The following is a 16,181-nucleotide window of genomic DNA, read 5'->3' as shown; positions in this document are numbered from 1 at the left end:
TTAGTTCCTTAAATTATACAAAACGAGGTGCTCCAATGTCGGTATTTAGAAATCAAGAAACGTACTGGGATAACCTGTTTGATGAAGATGACAGCCTAAGCATATTCCCTTACTTTAAAGCAGAGGATAATGCGTCATTGACCCGTATCGGCCATCAGGAAAAATACATCTGCCGTTCCTTATCTCCGGAAGTATCTCAAAGAATAATGACAATGGCGAATCATTCCGAAATGGCGGCCTATTTGATTTTATTGGCTGGTATTGAATGCTTGCTGTATAAATATACGGATCGAGCGAGTTTAATTCTCGGTATTCCAACGGTATCGAAGCAAAAAAGCAGCCAGTCAGCCGTTAATACCATCGTCCTCTTAAAAAATACGCTTACAAGCGAAAGCACGTTCAAAAGCGTATTCCAGCAACTGAAAGAAGCCGTTAATGAATCGCTGAAAAATCAAAACCTGCCGTTCCGGAAAATGGTTCAAAATCTAAATGTGCAATACAGTGATGAGCATATTCCGTTCATTCATACCGTCGTTTCGCTTAACGAAATTCATTCCTTGCAATTTAAGGAAGACGCTGCAACCGATACGCTGTTTCACTTTGATTTGGAGAACAACGGGATTCACTTGAAACTTTTTTATAACGGCAATCTGTACGATGAGCGCTATATGGATCAAATTGCAGCCCATTTGGATCAGCTGCTGTCCGTGATCTTGTTTCAGCCTCAAACTGCAATCCATACGGCAGAAATGATGCCCGAACCGGAAAAACAGAAACTATTGTTTGATTTCAATGACACCGGCGCAGATTACTCCGGGAGCAGAACCGTTTATCAATTATTTGAAGAGCAAGCAGAAAGAACGCCCGAGCATCCAGCCGTGAAGTTTAAAAACTGCCATTTGACGTACAGAGAATTGAATGAAAAAGCCAACCGTTTGGCAAGAACATTGCGCAACTGCGGGGTTCAAGCCGATTCGTTGGTCGCTATTCTGGCTGATCGTTCATTGGAGATGATCGTGTCTATTATAGCCGTTTGGAAGGCGGGGGGCGCTTATGTGCCCCTGGACCCTGAATATCCAAATGAGCGGCTTCAATATTTGCTTCATGATGCGAATGCAGATGTTCTCCTTGTACAGCATCATTTTAAAAACAGCCTCACCTTTGACGGTCCGACGATTGATCTGAATGATGAAGCATCTTACCATGCCGATTGCTCATTGTTATCACCTATAGCCGAACACAGCCATTTAGCCTATGTCATCTATACCTCAGGCACAACAGGAAAGCCGAAAGGGGTTATGGTTGAACACGGCGGCATTGCGAACTCGCTTCAGTGGAAGAAGGCGTTTTTTAAGCATTCTGCCAAGGACCGCGTGCTTGTCTTGTACCCCTATGTTTTTGATGCATTTATTTTAAATTTCTTCGGCCCGCTTATTTCGGGTGCAACCTTGCATCTTTTGCCGAATGAAGAGAATAAAGACCTTTTCGCCATTCAAAATGCCATGAAACAGGAGAGAATTACACATTTCTCAACTTCTCCCCGTCTTCTGAAAACGATGATCGAACAGATGAACGCAGAGGACTTCATTGCTGTCCGGCATGTTGTTGTAGGCGGAGAGCAGCTGGAAACAGATACAGTTGAGAAGCTGTATTCTCTGCAGCCTCACATTCGGGTCAATAATGAATACGGACCGACAGAAAATAGCGTGGTTTCTACGTTTCACCCTGTTCAGTCCGCTGATGAACAGATCACAATCGGCAAACCGGTGGCCAACCATCAAGCTTATATTTTAGGAGCGCACCAGCAAATCCAGCCGATCGGCGTACCGGGAGAGCTGTATGTCGGAGGAGCGGGAGTGGCCCGCGGCTACCTCAACCGGCCTGAATTGACGGAGGAAAAGTTTGTTCAGCATTTGCATCTCCCCGCTCAAAAGATGTACAAAACGGGTGATCTCGCAAGATGGCTGCCAGATGGAAGGATCGAATATTTAGGACGAATTGATCACCAAGTGAAAATTCGCGGCTACCGGATTGAGATCGGCGAGGTAGAGGCAGCCATGTTCAATCTGGAGAACGTTCGTGAAGCTGCAGTCGTTGCGCGGGAAGACGAAGACGGAGCCAAGCAATTGTATGCCTATTATGTCGGCGAGCCTTCTTTGACCGCTGCGCAGTTGAGAGACGAATTATCCTGTAAACTGCCGGATTATATGATTCCCTCTTACTTTATCCATTTGGAACACATACCGCTCACTTCCAATGGAAAGATTGATTTGAAAGCTTTGCCTGCTGCCGAAGAAAAAACGCGGACGGATAATGAATACATAGCCCCGCGAAACACAACAGAAGAACTGCTGGCGTCTATCTGGCAAGAAGTATTAGGGGCAGAACGTATAGGAATTCTGGATAATTTCTTTGATTTTGGCGGAGATTCGATTAAATCAATTCAGGTGTCTTCCAGATTGTATCAAGCCGGATACAAGGTTGATATGAAGCATTTGTTTAAATATCCCGTGATTGCTGAACTAAGTCCGTTTGTAGTGCCGGTCAGCAGGATGGCCGATCAAGGGGAAGTGAGCGGCAGGACAAATCTCACTCCGATTCAGCATTGGTTTTTTGAGCAAAAAATGCCGCATGCACACCACTACAATCAGGCCGTCATGTTATATTCGGCGGAAGGCTTTAAAGAGGATCCGCTTCGCCGGACGATGGAACACATCGCATCGCATCACGATGCCTTAAGGATGGTTTTTGAAGAAACGCCGAATGGATACACCGCGCGAATCACAGGAACAGATGAACATGAATTATACCATCTGGAAGTGATGAATTATAAAGAGGAAACAGATCCGGCTCAAGCGATTGCCGAAAAAGCGAATGAGATTCAAAGCAGCCTGGTATTAGAACAGGGGCCTTTAATGAAGCTTGGTTTGTTCCGATGTCCGGACGGAGATCATTTGCTGATTGCGATTCACCACTTGGTGATTGACGGGGTATCATGGCGAATTTTACTTGAGGATTTTGCAAGCGGTTATGAGCAGGCAGAGCAAGGGCAAACGATCAGCCTTCCGCAAAAAACAGACTCGTTTCCATTCTGGGCTGATCAATTGTCCAAATATGCGAAGGAAACCGACTTGGAGCAGGAGATTGCTTATTGGGCCGAGCTTTCAAGCACGAAGCCGCAGCCACTGCCTAAGGACAAAATAAGCGAAGATTCGTTATTAAGAGACAGCGAAGAAGTGACGATTCAATGGACAAAAGAGGAAACAGAGCAATTATTAAAACAAGCGAACCGCGCATACAACACGGAAATCAATGATCTGCTGCTGACTTCATTAGGACTCGCCGTACACAGATGGACTGGCATGGAAGACATTGTCGTAAATTTAGAAGGCCACGGGAGAGAACCGATTATTCCGGATGCGGATATTTCCCGGACGATAGGATGGTTTACAAGCCAGTACCCTGTCGTACTGAAGATGGAACCCGGCAAAGTCCTGTCACAGCGAATTAAGATCGTGAAGGAAGGACTGCGCCGTATCCCTGATAAAGGAATGAATTACAGCATCATCAAATATGTATCCGGGCGTCCGGAAGCCGGAACCCTGCAGCTGAATCCGGAAATATCGTTTAATTACTTGGGGCAATTTGACCAAAATCTGAAGGATCAAGCTTTGCGCATATCGCCATTTTCCACTGGGTTATCGATGAATGAAAACCAAGAGAGGTCGGCCGTGCTTGATTTGAACGGCATGATAGCTGAAGGGAAATTATCGCTGACACTGAGCTACAGCAGCAAACAATACGAAAAATCGACTATGGCGCAATTTGCCCGAATTTTGAAAGAAAGTCTGCGAGAAGTCATTGCGCATTGCGTAAGCCGGCAGCAGACTTCCCTGACACCGAGTGACATCCTGTTAAAGAACATCACAATAGATGAACTGGAACAGCTTTTGGAACAGACACGTGAATTGGGCGAAGCGGAAAATATTTATCCGTTAACACCGATGCAGAAGGGTATGCTGTTTCACAGCTTGTTTGACCCGAGTTCAGGTGCTTATTTTCAGCAAACGATGTTTGATCTGCATGGAGATCTGGATATTGATTCATTTTCGAAAAGCTTGGACGGCTTATCACAAAAATACGATATTTTCCGCACGAACTTTTACAGAGGCTGGAAAGATCAGCCGCTGCAAATCATCTTAAAAACGAAAAAGATCGGTTTTCAATTCATTGACTTAGGTGAGATGGAAGAATCACAAAAAGAAGAGATGATTCAGAAATACGCCAGAGAAGATAAATTACAGGGGTTCGACTTAGAGAAAGGCGAGTTAATGCGGTTACTCATTCTTCGTACGGATGATACGGCATACCGTTTTATATGGAGTTTTCACCATATTTTGATGGACGGCTGGTGCCTGCCGCTGATTACAAAAGAAATATTCGAACATTACTTTGCCTTGCTTCAGCAAAAGCAGCCTGAGCAATCGTCAATTACTCCCTACAGTCAATACATTGAATGGCTCGGCCGGCAAGATGCAGAAGAGGCCATGCGTTATTGGGATCAGTATTTGGAGGGATATGAAGAGCAAACCGGCCTTCCCAAGGATCACCATTCGGCAAAAGAACGATACATTCCGGAGAAAGTGACGTGTGAAATAAGCTCTGATCTCACTTTGAAAATGAAGCAGACGGCCGGCAAGCGCCACGTCACGCTGAATACGCTGCTGCAGACGGCATGGGCAGTTCTGCTGCAGAAATATAACCGAAGTAAAGACGTTGTTTTTGGAAGTGTCGTTTCCGGAAGACCGGCTGGAATTCCAAACGTGGAAACCATGATCGGCTTATTCATTAACACCATTCCCGTCCGGTTCCGATGTGAAGCCGGGACAACGTTTGCCGAGCTTATGAAAGAGGCGCAGGAAAGGGCAGTAGCGTCGCAAAAATTTGAGACGTACCCGTTGTACGATATCCAGGCACGGACAACGCAAAAGCAAGATTTAATTACACATTTAATGATATTTGAAAATTATCCCGTTGATCAGTATATGGAAAGCATAGGCCGGCAAAACGGATCATCCATCACCATTTCCAACGTGCAAATGGAAGAACAGACCAACTATGATTTTAATTTGACCGTTATACCGGGTGACGCGCTGAACATCTATTTTGAATACAACGCCAATGTGTATGATCGATCAAGTATAGAACGGATTCGGGAACATTTCATGCAAATCTTGCATCAAGTCGTGACAAATGCGGATATCCTGGTGGATCAAGTGGAATTGTTAACCGAAGGTGAAAAAAGAACCCTTCTTCATACGCTTAACGACACGTCTGCGCCATTTCCGCAGACACCGGTTTATCAATTATTTGAAGAGCAATCGCAGCGCACGCCCGATCAAGCGGCCGTCATCGATAAGGACAGGCAGCTTTCGTACGAAGAGCTCAATAAGCGCGCAAACCAACTGGCGAGAACATTAAGAGCGAAGGGCGTGCAGGCGGATCATCCTGTGGCTGTCATCAGCAGAAACAGTATCGAATCGGTGGTCGGAATCCTTGCCGTTTTAAAATCAGGCGGAGCCTACGTCCCTATCGATCCTGAATATCCGCAAGACCGCATCCGGTATATGCTGGATGACTCTCAAGCCGAAATCATTTTGATGCAGCGGGATGTCAGGGAGCAGCTTTCCTGTGAAGGCGTCACGGTTTTACTGGATGATGAAAGTTCGTATCACCAAGATGACGCTGACCTTGAACCGCTAAGTGATGAGAGCCATTTGGCGTATGTCATTTATACGTCAGGTTCCACAGGCCGGCCGAAAGGCGTATTAATCGAGCACCGGGGCTTGGCCAATTATATTTGGTGGGCGAAAGAGGTTTATGTAAAAGGCGAGAAAACCAACTTCCCGTTGTACTCGTCAATCTCTTTTGATCTGACGGTGACTTCTATCTTCACACCGCTTGTCACGGGCAATACGATCATCGTCTACGACGGTGAGGATAAAACAGCTCTGCTTGAATCAATTGTGCAGGACCCGAGGGTGGATATCATTAAATTGACCCCGGCCCATTTGCAGGTTTTGAAAGAAATGAACATCGCCGATAAAACCGCTGTCAGAAGAATGATTGTGGGCGGGGAGAATCTAAGCACCCGGTTAGCCCAAAGCATTCATGAACAGTTCGAAGGCCGGATTGAAATATGCAATGAGTACGGGCCGACTGAAACCGTTGTCGGCTGCATGATTTACCGTTACGATGCCGTAAAGGACAGGCGGGAATCGGTACCGATCGGAACGGCTGCAGCAAACATGAGCATTTATGTTCTTGATGAGAATAGGAAACCCGTGCCGATCGGTGTCCCTGGGGAAATCTATATCAGCGGCGCCGGCGTGGCAAGAGGATATTTAAACCGGCCGGAATTGACGGCAGAGAAATTTGTCGATGACCCGTTTGAACCCGGAGCCAAGATGTATAAGACCGGAGATTTGGCGAAGTGGCTTGCTGACGGAAACATCGAATATGCGGGGAGAATAGATGAACAAGTAAAAATCAGAGGCTATCGTATCGAATTAGGAGAGATCGAGGCGGCACTGCACCAAGAAGAAGCGATCAAGGAAGCGGTCGTGACAGCCAGAGAAGATGTCCACGGGTTCAAACAATTGTGTGCATATTACGTGAGCTGCGGACAAATAACGGTATCCAAGCTTCGGAAACAATTGTCTCAAACTCTGGCAAGTTATATGATTCCGGCTTATTTTATCGAGATGGATGAAATGCCTTTAACCTCCAACGGAAAAATAAACAGAAAAGAGCTGCCGGCTCCGGATTTCGGGCTGCAGGACAGAGCAGAGTATAAGGCTCCCCGAACGAAAGCGGAAGAAATATTAGTTTCTGTCTGGGAATCGGTATTAGGCGCAGAGAACGTCGGTATTCTGGATAATTTCTTTGATCTCGGCGGAGATTCGATTAAATCAATTCAAGTGTCATCCAGATTAAAACAGAGCGGATACAAAATGGAAATCAAAGACTTGTTTCAATATGCAACGATTGCCGAACTGAGTCCGCATATCAAGCAGAATGTTCGTATAGCCGATCAGGGTGAAGTCAAAGGAAAAGTCAGCCTGACTCCTATTCAGCATTGGTTCTTTGATCACATAACGATAGATCCGCATTATTATAATCAAGCCGTCATGCTGTTTGCGCCGGAAGGTTTTCAGGAAAAGCCGCTTCGTCAAACCCTGCAAAAGCTAGGAGAACATCACGATGCGCTTCGCATGACGTTCCGGCAGACAGAAAAAGGATACGAGGCACAAAATGCAGAGATCGCCCAAAGCGGGCTGTACCGCCTTGAAGTCCTGAATCTGAAAGCAGAGTCCTACCCGGGGCAGACAATTGAGGCCAAGGCTGACGAGATACAAAGCAGTATGCGTTTAAGTGAGGGGCCGTTACTGAGAGCCGGGCTGTTTCATTGTGCAGATGGAGATCATTTACTGATTGCCATTCATCATTTGATTGTAGACGGGGTTTCATGGCGCATTTTATTGGAAGATATCGTCAGCGGCTACAAGCAAGCCGAGAACGGGCGAGTGATTCAACTGCCGCAAAAAACAGACTCTTTCCAATTATGGGCCAAGAGACTTTCAGAATATGCGCAAAGTGAAACGATAAAACAAGAACAGAAATATTGGACAAAGATCGAACAAACCGAAGTAAAACCGCTGCCTACAGACTTTCATGAAACACAGACGACTGCAAAAGACAGTGAAACGGCAACTGTGGAATGGACTGAAGAGGAAACGGAGCTGTTATTAAAACAAGCGAATCGCGCCTATAACACTGAAATAAACGATTTGCTTTTAACCTCCCTTGGTCTTTCCCTATCGCACTGGTCAGGACTTGAACACATTCCGATTCATTTAGAGGGACACGGAAGAGAACAGATTTTTCAAGATATGGATATCTCCCGCACGGTTGGATGGTTTACAAGTCTGTATCCGGTTGTGCTTCACGCGCAGCCAGGCAAAGAAATCTCTGATTATATCAAGATGACCAAAGAAGGGCTGCGCCAAATTCCGTATAAAGGGATCGGATATGGGATAGCAAGGTACTTAAGCGGCGGGATGCCATCAAAATTGAATCCGGAGATTAGTTTTAACTACCTGGGGCAGTTTGACCAAGATTTGCAGCAGCATAGGATTCAATTATCTTCTTACTCCTGTGGTTCAGACTCAAGCGGGAATCAAGTCAGACCGTATGTATTGAATATAAACGGAATGATAACCGACGGCCGGCTGACGCTTACGATCAGCTACAGCAGCAAACAGTACGCAAGAGAAACGATCAAGCGGTTATCGGAAACGATTCAAAGCCGCCTGCGGACAATCATTACGCATTGCGTGCAGAAAGAACAATCGGAACTGACGCCAAGCGATATTTTGTTAAAAGGCATGTCCATTGACGAATTGGATCAGCTCCTCATTCAACTGCCGCATGCAGGTGAGATTGAAAACGTGTATCCGCTCACTCCGATGCAGAAAGGAATGCTCTTCCACAGCTTGCTGGATGAGGACTCGCATTCTTATTTCGAACAAGCATCATTCGATTTACAGGGAGAGTTAAAGATTGATTGGTTTAAAGCAAGCCTGGAACGATTATTTGAAAAATACGCCGTGCTCAGAACCCGATTTTACAGCGGCTGGAACGATACTCCTTTACAAATTGTCTATAAAACGCAAAAGCCGCAGATTCATTTTGCAGATTTGCGTGACAAAGAGGAGCACCGGCGCGAGGATGAAATCGCAGCCTATCAAAAAGAGGACAAGGAAAAAGGATTTGACTTGGCTCGGGGTCCGCTGATGCGCATAGCGATTTTCCGTATGGAAGACCGCAAATATCATTTGATTTGGAGCTTTCATCATATTGTTATGGACGGCTGGTGCCTGTCTCTTATCACGAAGGAAGTGTTTGAGCATTATAGCGCCTTGCAAGAAGGCAGGGAAACAGACCTTTCATCTGCAGCTCCTTACAGCGACTATATCGAATGGCTTGACCTCCAAGATCACAGAGAGGCCAAACGGTACTGGAGCGAGTATCTTGACGGTTATAAAGGTGAAACCAGGCTTCTTCATAAAAGAACGCAGCTTGAACAAAAAGAATATGCCTATGCCAATGTGATCTGCGAATTAGACCGAGAACAGACAAAACGGTTGCAGCAGATCGCAAATCAGCATCAAGTTACATTAAATTCACTGATCCAAACGGTGTGGGGAATTTTATTACAGAAATACAGCGGATCCGCAGACGTTGTCTTTGGCAGCGTCGTGTCCGGAAGACCGGCGGAAATTCCTGGGGTGGAACAGATGATCGGCCTGTTCATCAATACCATTCCGGTCCGCATCCGCTGTGATGAGGACAGTTCTTTTGCTGACACGATGCAAATGGTTCAACAAAAGGCATTGGCTTCCCAAGCATACGATACCTATCCTTTATATGAAATTCAGGCACAAACGGATCAAAAGCAAAACCTGATTGACCATATCATGATCTTTGAAAACTATCCGATAGGGGAGCAGGTCGAAAAGACAGGCCATGATGCTGCGGATTTAAATATCGTGAATTTCCATATAGAAGAACATACTCATTACGATTTTAATGTAGTTGTCATCCCTGGCGAACAACTTACCGTTCATTTTGATTTCAACCAAAATGAATATCGACAATCAGAGGCAGAGCGGATTCGCGGACATTTTGAACAGCTCATTCACCAAATTTTGCAGCAGCCATCTATCAAAATAGAAGAAATGGAACTTCTGACGCAGCAAGAAAAAGACCAGCTGCTCACTCCGCTTTCCGGGGAAACAGAGAAGCCTGAATACGAAACGATTCACACTATGTTTGAACGCCAGGCGGCACAAACGCCGCAAGAAATCGCAATTCAATACGAAGAGGCGGAGATTTCTTACAAAGAGCTGAACGAAACGGCCAATAAACTGGCGCGGATTCTCCGAAAGCGGGGTGTAAAGCATCAAGAGCCGGTGGCTGTGATCGCCGGGCGTTCACCATCATTAGCGGTTGCTGTTTTAGGCATTTTAAAAGCGGGCGGTGCCATTGTTCCGATGGATCCGAGCCATCCTGCCGAACGAATCCGCTATATCATTGAAAACAGCAGCTGCGCTCATGTTGTAACAGAGAAAGACCGGTCAGTCCCCGAGGCAGCAACGCAGATTGTCACATTCATAGAAGAAGCGGAGACAGAACCGGACGGGAGCAATGTGCAGACGATAAACACGGCGGAGGATCTGCTTTACGTCATTTATACATCAGGTACGACAGGGAAACCGAAGGGTGTGCTGCTTGAACATAGAAATATGGCCAATTTGCTGTATGACCAATTTACAAACTCAGGCATCGATTTCAAAACCAATGTGCTCCAATACGCATCTCCGGCATTTGACGTCTGCTATCAAGAGCTGTTTTCAGCCCTGCTCAGCGGCGGCACACTCCACATCGTGCCTGAATCAATAAAGCGGGACGCGGCTCAGCTGTTTTCGTTTATTAATAAACATCAGACGGACATCGTCTTTTTCCCGACTGCTTTTGTCAAAATGCTTTTTAACGAGGAGAGCTATGCATATTCATTTCCGGGCTGTGTGAAGCATTTGATTACAGCAGGAGAACAATTGACCGTATCCCGTTTATTTCAGCAAGTGCTCCGCACCCACGGCTTGCATTTGCACAATCATTACGGTCCGTCAGAAACTCATGTAGTGTCAACGTATACCATTCAACCGGGAGATGATATTCCTGAGTATCCGCCGATCGGCAAACCGATATGCCATAACAATATGTATGTCATCAGCAAGAACAAACAGCTTCAGCCCTTGGGCATTGCGGGAGAACTGTATATTTCCGGAGCAAATACCGGGAGAGGCTATGCGAATAACCCGGCTTTAACGGGAGAGAAATTTTTGCCTGATCCGTTCAGAAAGGGAGCCGTCATGTACCGCACCGGAGATTTGGCAAGGCTGCGTGAGGACGGCCAAATCGAATACATCGGCCGCATTGATGATCAGGCGAAAATAAGAGGCTACCGGATCGAACCGAAGGAAGTTGAGGTCATATTGGCCAATCACCCGGCGGTGAAAGAAGCAGCCGTCCTTATTCAAAAAAACGCTTTGGGTGAAAATGAATTGTGCGCGTACTACAGCGTCTCAAAAGCGATTGATCCTTCAGCATTACGGACAGATCTGGCCAAAGACCTTCCTGACTATATGATTCCCGTAAAATGGGCTTTTGTTGAATCGATTCCGCTCACGGTAAACGGAAAAGTCGACCGCAAAGCATTGCCAGTACCAGAAGGAGGCGTGCAAACGGGAGGCGAATACGTGGCTCCGCGGACAGCGGCGGAAGCGCAGCTGGCGCATATCTGGCAAGAGGTGCTTGGACTTCCGCGTATTGGCGTGAAAGACAACTTCTTCGACATCGGCGGTCACTCTCTGCGGGCAACGACGCTGACAGCGAAGCTGCACAAAAAGATGGGGGTCAGCCTGCCGCTGCGGGAAGTGTTCCGATCGCCAACAATTGAAGAAATGGCAGAAACGATTACCGGAATGAAACACACAGCATATACATCTATCCCGACCATTGAAGCAAAAGAATACTATGCCGTCTCCTCGGCGCAGAAACGGCTGTACATTTTGAATCAGCTGAAAGGCGGAGAGCTGAGCTACAATATGCCGAGTGTCATGAGAGCCGAAGGAGCTCTGGATCGGGAACTTGTCGAGAAGGCGATCTGCAAGCTGATTCAGCGCCATGAAACGCTGCGTACCGGATTTGAACTGATAGACGGAGAACCGGTGCAGCGGATTTATGACGACGTCCAATTTGCAGTGGAATACACTCAGGCGAAAGAAGAACAGGCGGAAGCCCTCGTCCATGGATTTGTGCGGGCATTTGATTTGGAGAAAGCGCCCCTGCTGCGGGTAGGACTCATTGAGCTTGCAAAAGACCGCCATTTGCTGCTGTTTGACATGCATCATATTATTTCAGACGGCGTATCTATCAAGAATTTGATTGAAGAATTCGTTTCATTATATGAAGGAAAAGAATTGCCGCCATTGCGGATTCAGTATAAAGATTATGCGGCGTGGCAGCTGTCGGATATGCAAAGCGAACGGATGAAGAAGCAGGAAGCGTACTGGCTGGATGTGTTCAGCGGAGAGGTTCCGGTGCTGGATATGCCAACCGACTATGGAAGACCGGCTGCGCGGAGCTTTGAAGGAGGACAAATCGAGTTTGTCATCGGACCGGCGTTGACGGAACAGCTGAAAGGCTTGGCGGTAAAGAGCGAAAGCACGCTGTATATGGTGCTGCTGGCTGCTTATACGACCATGCTTGCCAAATACAGCGGGCAAGAAGACATCGTAGTAGGCAGCCCGATTGCCGGAAGAACCCATTCGGATTTGGAAAGCTTAATCGGCATGTTCGTGGGCACGCTGGCGATACGAACGAAACCAGTCGGAGAAAAAACATTCCGGGAGTACGTGCAGGAAGTCAAAGAGCATACATTAAAAGCGTACGAAAACCAAGAGTATCCATTCGACGAACTGGTGGACAAGCTGAATGTGTCCCGGGATTTCAGCCGCCATCCGCTGTTTGACACGATGTTCATTTGGCAAAACACAGAACGGGGAGAATTGAGCCTCGATGATGTGCGTTTTACCCCTTATCCGGACAACCATGCGATGGCGAAGTTCGACCTGACGTTCCAAGCGGCAGAGAATGATGACGGAATTACAGGTATTATCAGTTACGCGGCAGCACTGTACAAGCAGGAAACTGCGGAACGCATGGCAATGCACTTTATCCAATTGATCGAGGCTATTGCGAATGATCCGCAGGCGCCGCTTTCATCGCTGGAGATGATCACGGCAAAGGAGAAAGAGCAGATTGTAGAAAGATGGGATCAACCGGCGATAGACTATCCAAGGGACAAAACAATCCACCAATTGTTCGAGGAACAGGCGGAGCGCACGCCGGAACATGTGGCCGCAGTTTACGAGAAAAGCCGATTAACATACCGTGGGCTGAATGAGCGGGCCAACCGCCTGGCTCGGATTTTAAGAAGCGAAGGCGTGCAGCCTGACCAGCCTGTGGGTATTCTGGCAGAACGTTCTCTGGAAATGATCGTGGGGATTATGGCGATCCTGAAAGCCGGGGGCGCGTATGTGCCGATGGATCCGGAAAGCCCGCAGGAACGCATCTGCTATATTCTGGAGGATTCAGGAACAAAGGTGCTGCTGGCACAGCCTCATTTACAAGATCGTGTATCGTTTGCCGGAGAGATTTTACTGCTTGATGACGAACGAATGAACAGCGGGGATGGCTCGAATCTGGTGACGGCAGCCGGACCGGATCACTTGGCGTATGTGATCTACACATCGGGCACAACCGGCAAGCCAAAAGGCACGCTGATTGAGCATCGCCAGGTACTTCATTTGATGGAGGGGCTCCGCGGACAAGTGTACGGTGCTTATGATGCGGGATTGCGTGTGTCTCTGTTGGCACCGTACTATTTCGACGCATCGGTCAAGCAAATCTTCGCAGCACTGTTAGGGGGACATGCGCTGTTTCTCGTCCCAAAAGCATCAGTATCAGACGGTCATGCCTTGTCAAGCTATTATCGCACCCACCGCATTGACGTAACAGATGGAACACCGGCACATTTGCAATTGCTTATCGCCGCAGACAGCCTTCATGGGGTAACGATCCGGCACATGCTTATTGGAGGAGAGGCGCTCCCGCAGTCGACGGTGGCGCAACTGCTGGAATTGTTCGCTTCGAATGGGTCATCAATGCCACTCATAACCAATGTATACGGTCCGACGGAAACCTGCGTGGATGCATCGGTCTTTCCTATCGTACCGGAGACATTGGCATCTGCTGACGACGGAGGTTACGTGCCGATCGGTAAGCCGCTTGGCAATAACCGTGTGTATATTGTTGATTCCAGTGATCGTATGCTGCCCATAGGTGTAAAGGGCGAGCTGTGCATCGCCGGAGACGGAGTAGGACGAGGGTATCTGAACTTGCCTGAATTAACGGGTGAAAAGTTTGTGGCCGATCCGTTTGTAATCGGAGAGCGGATGTATAAAACAGGCGATCTTGCCCGTTACCTGCCGGATGGAAACATTGAATATGCCGGGAGAAAGGATCATCAGGTCAAAATTCGCGGTTACCGGATCGAACTTGGCGAGGTGGAAGCCGCTCTACTCAACATCGAGCATGTACAAGAAGCTGTGATCCTGGCCAGAGAAAATGCAGAGGGGCAAAGCGATTTATATGCCTATTTTACAGGGGAGCAGTCACTGCCGATCAATGAGCTTAGAGAAAAGCTCTCCGATCAAATACCAGGCTACATGGTTCCTTCATACCTGATGCAATTGGAGCAAATGCCGTTAACCTCCAATGGAAAAGTGAATCGCAGTGCGTTACCGCTGCCTGAAGCAGGCTTGCAGACCGGGATTGACTATGTTGCTCCAAGGACAAAACCGGAAGAGCAGCTGGTTCACATCTGGAAAGAAGTATTGAAGTTAGAACAAGTCGGCGTGAAAGATAACTTTTTCGATCTCGGCGGGCATTCGTTACGGGGGATGACGCTCGTTACTAAGATCCATAAGCAATTCGACAAAAGCATTTCATTGAGAGAAGTGTTTCAATACCCGACGATTGAAGAAATGGCGAGGGTCATTGCAGGCACGGAAACCAGCGGGCCGGATGAAATCCCTGTTGCAGAAGCTAAAGATGTTTATCCTGTATCTTCTGTACAAAAGATGGTTTACCTGTCTACCCAAATTGAAGGCGGAGAACTAAGTTACAACATGCCGGGGATTTTGACATTGGAAGGCAGGATCGACATGAATCGTTTACAATCTGCGTTCCAAAGTCTGATCCAACGCCACGAATCGCTTCGTACCGGATTTGAAATGGTCCGCGGAGAGCTGGTGCAGGTGATCAAGCCGCAGGCGGATTTCTCTATAGAAAGGCACAAAGCAGCTGATAAGGAGGTCGAGGAGCTGTTCCGCAATTTCGTGCGGCCTTTCGATCTCAGTCAGGCTCCATTGCTTCGGGCCGGACTCATCGAATTAGAACAGGACAGACATGTTTTCATGTTTGACATGCATCATATCGTTTCAGACGGAGCTTCTATGAATATTTTTGTTGAAGAACTGATTCAATTGTATGACGGCAAAGAATTAGCTCCGCTCCGGATTCAATACAAAGATTTCACTGTATGGCATCAGCAGGCAGAGCAGAGGGAACGCATCAAGAGGCAGGAAAACTATTGGCTGAATGTATTTCATGAGGAACTCCCGCCATTTGAGTTGCCGAAAGATTTTGCCAGACCGCGAATTCGAAGCTTTGAAGGAAAGCGATACAATTTCGCTCTCGATGAGACCGTGATCCAGGGTATAAAACAGATCGAAGAATTGACCGGATCGACCCCTTACATGATCTTGCTGTCAGCCTATAACATACTGCTGGCCAAATACAGCGGTCAGGAAGATATCGTCGTCGGTACGCCTATTGCGGGGAGAATGCATGAAGATTTGCAGCATATTATCGGTATGTTTGTGAATACGCTAGCCATCCGTACGGCCCCGGCTGGAGAAAAGACCTTTATGAACTATGTAACGGAAACAAAAGAAACGATGCTGAAAGCTTATGAAAATCAAGAGTATCCTTTTGAAGAACTAGTTGAGAAACTTGGGGTGAAACGGGACTTAAGCCGTAATCCGTTATTCGATACGATGTTTGTTCTGCAAAATACGGAACAAACGGATATCGAAGTGGACTCTCTTGCGGTCAGACCATATGAACAAACGAATACGGCGGCCAAATTTGATTTGCAGCTGACCTTCGTGATGAACCCGCATGAGATTCAAGGAAGCTTTGAGTACTGTACGAAGCTGTTTAGACAGAAAACCATCGCTACGCTGAGCAAGGATTACGCCATGATTCTGTCGGCGATCATAAAAGACCCATCGATTCCTTTAAAAGAAATTCAATTAAGTGAGAAAGGAAACAAAAGTGAACATCTTGCAAGCGAAATCGAATTGAATTTCTAAAAACGGACGGCACCGGCTGTCCCCGGCATGATGTTTTTGCGGGGACAGCGGTCA

General features: G+C 47.2%; 1 protein-coding gene. It reads left to right on the top strand.

Annotated elements, in window-relative coordinates:
• The first annotated feature begins 35 nt into the window (after positions 1-35).
• A complete protein-coding gene (locus QRX25_RS08965; protein WP_212101497.1) occupies positions 36-16,127 on the top strand; it encodes a non-ribosomal peptide synthase/polyketide synthase in 16,092 nt (5,363 codons plus the stop codon).
• The last annotated feature ends 54 nt before the right edge of the window (positions 16,128-16,181 follow it).

This window comes from Bacillus sp. L381, assembly GCF_030284525.1.
Taxonomy (GTDB): Bacteria; Bacillota; Bacilli; order Bacillales; family Bacillaceae; genus Bacillus; species Bacillus amyloliquefaciens.
The sequence above is the reverse complement of the archived record's forward strand: the minus strand, read 5'-3'. Positions and strand labels throughout refer to the sequence as shown.

What these genes read in the sequence shown, in the direction of transcription:
- QRX25_RS08965 (WP_212101497.1), top strand. Translation starts at nt 36, where the DNA reads ATGTCGGTATTTAGAAATCAAGAAACGTACTGGGATAACCTGTTTGAT.